The 3,929-nt window shown below is 46.7% G+C and carries 3 protein-coding genes; all 3 read right to left on the reverse strand.

Annotated elements, in window-relative coordinates; all coding sequences use genetic code 11:
- Positions 1-67 precede the first annotated feature (67 nt).
- The 3 genes from NO352_RS11695 to NO352_RS11705 all read right to left on the reverse strand — a co-directional run bounded on the left by NO352_RS11695 (position 68) and on the right by NO352_RS11705 (position 3,858).
- A complete protein-coding gene (locus NO352_RS11695) occupies positions 68-1,591 on the reverse strand; it encodes a hypothetical protein (RefSeq protein WP_005549945.1) in 1,524 nt (507 codons plus the stop codon).
- Complete coding sequence (locus tag NO352_RS11700; RefSeq protein ID WP_289355731.1) at positions 1,591-3,009, reverse strand: ABC transporter ATP-binding protein; 1,419 nt, start codon at positions 3,007-3,009, stop codon at positions 1,591-1,593. Before NO352_RS11700 ends, NO352_RS11695 begins: the two co-directional genes overlap by 1 nt.
- A gap of 66 nt (positions 3,010-3,075) precedes the next feature.
- Positions 3,076-3,858 carry a thioesterase II family protein gene (locus NO352_RS11705; RefSeq protein WP_163977462.1) on the reverse strand — a complete coding sequence of 261 codons (783 nt, stop codon included), beginning with the start codon at positions 3,856-3,858 and terminating at the stop codon, positions 3,076-3,078.
- Positions 3,859-3,929 lie beyond the last annotated feature (71 nt).

Genomic DNA, 3,929 nt, shown 5'->3' on the forward strand with positions numbered 1-3,929 from the left:
CATTAAGGCAATAGAGGTTGACGAATGTGGCTGTAATTGGTCTGTCGTGAACCGCTTAACTTCCTTATCATTTGCCGCGCAGCATTAATTTCCAGAGACGGGAGTTGCCTAGAACATACGCCAGAATCATCATCATAATGAGCACGGCAACGAACAGGTATGTAACCCAGTTTGGAAGATCCGCACCACCAGCAACAGAACCGATCATCCAGTAAAGCAGTGCCACCCCAATGCCTAACCAGGAACCCACCCCGCTTGGAAGCTGTTCACTAACTTCAGAGGAGGTTTGCTTTTCGTCTCCCTTATCGAATTCGCTTAGATTAATGCCTACTGCAGAAACTCCAATCAAGATGACAATCATGCCGATTCCAAGCAGCCCACCGATAACAGCCGCATGAATCTGCTCACTTATGGACATTCCACTGAACAGAGCGAACACCCATGTACTTGCTAAGCTAATGCCGCCAAGCGGCATCCCAGACAGCATCTTGCCAAGCAGCAAGTGCCCTGGATGTGTGCCAGAAATAATGTAAAAAGCCATGTTGCGCCCTTCCCCGACAAACATCGCGGCAAGAACCTCTCCGTAGCTTAACAGAGCAACGAGCAAGCCTGCCGCCAGAACAATCACCATACGTAAGGAATCATCCTGAGCAGCAATTATCGGACCTGCAAAGAATGCGGCAATTAGGCCTGCAGCAAGGAACAACAGCCGCACATACGTTATGCGATTACGTCTCAACTGCAGCCATTCCTTTGCTTGAATTGCGCCTATTGGACCCGACATCAATGCAGGCCATCTGGATTGGGAAGACGCATTTTTTCCAGCATCGAAGCGCTTGGAAGCTTCTCTCCAACCATCCCGATACAATGCACCAATTCGCAGCGGGGCAAGCCACAAAGCGATCAGCATCCCAATACCTGGAAACATCAACATACCTATAACTAAGTAGATCCTCGCTTGATATTCTTGCAGCAACAATCCAATAGCTTCTATAGGAATTCCATTCGATAGAATATACACCACATAAACAAGTAAAGCAATAATTATTCCAGGTATAACAGCCCGTATTGCTCCCAAGATAGCAGGCATCACTCGAACCAAGATTACCAGCATCAACAAGCCGGACAAATCTCCAATCAATCCAGCGAATAAACTGATAAGAAACAATAGTGGTGCTGCCCAAACAACAATATCATACGGCAAAAGGTTGCTTAGTACGATTGCTGTTAATAGAGATGTAAATGCCTTAGAGGGCAGCTCTGCAATCACAAAAGCAAGCAGCACATGTGCAGGAGGACAAGCTGATATGTGTACGAATTGCATGAATCGGTCTGAATATAACTGCCCTTCCTGCTTACCGAATATATCAAGCACGCTCAAAAACACAGATAATAATAATATGAAGGACACAACGAGACCGAAGCTGTATACAGATGCATCACGAAGCAAAAGAACAATCCAACCGACGACAAACAATTGAGCCAGCTTTAGCCATAACCCAAGCTTCCATTTGTTGAATCTCCAGGATTGATTCCATTTCTCTTGCAAGATGGATCGAACTAGCGCACGTGTTGTATGTGAGCTTGCCATCACGTCACCTCCACGCTCGGCACATTACCAGTCAAGTAGAGGAAGATCTGTTCCAGATTCGCATCTGGCATCTCTAGCTGCGTTCGGAGTTCATCCATCGTTCCTAATGCTTGCAACTGACCACGATCAATAATTGCAATCTGATCCGCCAATTCTTCTGCCAAGCCAAGGATATGTGTCGTTATAAATATGGCTGTTCCCTGGTTGGCAGCATCAACGATTAGATCCTTGACCTCACGTGCAGCACGAGGGTCAAGACCATTCGTAACTTCGTCAAGCAGAAGTACTTTGGGGCGATGAATCAACCCTGCTGCTATCGCCATCTTACGCTTCATCCCTAGGGAGAAGCCACGGATCAGATGATCGCCCCATTGTTCTAGCTTGAGCGCCTTCAACAGTTCCTCCGTTCGAGCTCTGGCCTCCTGCTCTGGAATATGATACAAGCCTGCAACGAGCCACAGGAATTCACGTGCGGTCAGTCCCTCGCGCAGCAGCGGGTTATCCGGCACATAACCGATTAGCTTCCGCGCAGATAAGCCATCTTGGAACAAGTCTTTTCCGCATATCGTAATCTCTCCTGCCGTCGGATCAAGCAAGCCTATCAACATTTTAATTGTAGTAGTTTTGCCTGCCCCATTGCTGCCAAGGAATGCTAGAATTTCACCTGGCTCGACGGTCAGATCAATGCCCTTTACTGCTTCAAAATTGCCATATGTTTTGCGCAAACCCGCAATTTTGATCGCCTTGCCTTCCCTTGTTCCGATGAATTCCTTTCGTTTCGTTCGTATTGCTTCTGAACGGGGCACTGAACCGTTCAGTGTCTCACTGGCAGCAGCAATATCCGAGATTGAGCGCTGTACTTCGACACTAGCTTCAGAACTGGGTTGTTCATCACTGAAATATTCAGATAACTTATCAAGGTACTTCGTGGGTTCATCTACGCTGAATATGAGCTTGGAGAAGTTGATCACTTCTTTGCTCGGCCATGGAAGAGGTGTTTCGGTCGGTTGTTTCATCGTTACTTCGATCATTTCCGCAGTATCTGCTACAAGGTAGAGGGTCTTGTTGTCAGGAGAATATTTCTGTTCACTGTGAGGCAGCTCCAGAAAACGTGGCAATGTTCCTGTATAACGTTCTACTCGATCAATTTCATGGTAAGGAATATGTAGATGGAAACCAAAATACTTGAAATCAAGCCCCTCCGTGCCAATGGAGTGAGCTTCCTTCATCAGGACGAGCAGACTGCGAGTGCCACCGTAAAGTACAAGCACTCCGATTACCATGACAATCCAATTCCACGGAGAACCCAAGAAGATAGCCACGAGAATAATCGCAATAAGTCCTAACAGTATGCCGACAGTCAGGCCGATCAAATTGTACTTCAGTGCAGTGGACTTTTTTCGAAATGTGAAGTTCACCTATCAAACCTCCAACCCTATTCTGTTAAATTCAGGTATATTATAACATAATTATAGGAAATTGCATTACTGTAATCGGCCCCAAATTGATAATTGAGTAAGCAGTTCTAATTCTCTCTTCACTCTAATAAGCAGTTCTTCTTGGTGGCTTTGCAAGAAAAAATGTCCTCCAGGCAGCATCTCGCATGTAAATCGTGAATCCGTGAATCTCTTCCAATCACGCAAATTGTCCTCAGGCACCATATGATCATCATATCCACCCCAAGCAACAATTGGACAAGTCACTTTTCCACCTTCGTAGGAGTATGTTTCGGACAATTGAAAATCGGCACGCAATATTGGTGAGAACAAATCCATCAGTTCGTCATTCGCTAGCACTTCATCTGGTGTTCCACCATATGTTCGCAGTCCAGCACGAAATTCTGCTTCAGGCAGATGGTAGATCGGCTCGATCTCTCGATCCGCATCAGGCGCATTGCGCCCTCCAACCATCAGCAGAATCGGGCGCCGACCGAATTGCTCCGCACAATATCGCGCAAGCTCAAAGGCAATAATGGCCCCCATGCTGTGCCCATAGAAAAGAAAGGGCTTGTCCAGATGAGAGCGAATCGCCTGCGCTGCCGCTTCAACCATCGATTTGGTGTCCGTATAAAATGTTTCCCCCATCCATGTACCTCTGCCTGGATACTGTATCGAGCATACCTCAAGATAGTCTGGCAGCTTCTTATGCCATGTACGAAACACGGATGCGGATCCCCCTGCAAATGGGAAACAGAATAGACGAAATGTAGCATTGGGATTAGGCTTCGGACAAACGATCCATCGATTGTTTACAGTCACTGTACTCATTTCAAGCACTCCTTCTGTGTATTAGTCAGCTTAGAGGGGGGAGAATACACACCTTCTCCCCCCTAGCTGAA

Source organism: Paenibacillus sp. S-12 (genome assembly GCF_030363895.1).
Classification (GTDB): Bacteria; Bacillota; Bacilli; order Paenibacillales; family Paenibacillaceae; genus Paenibacillus_B; species Paenibacillus_B alvei.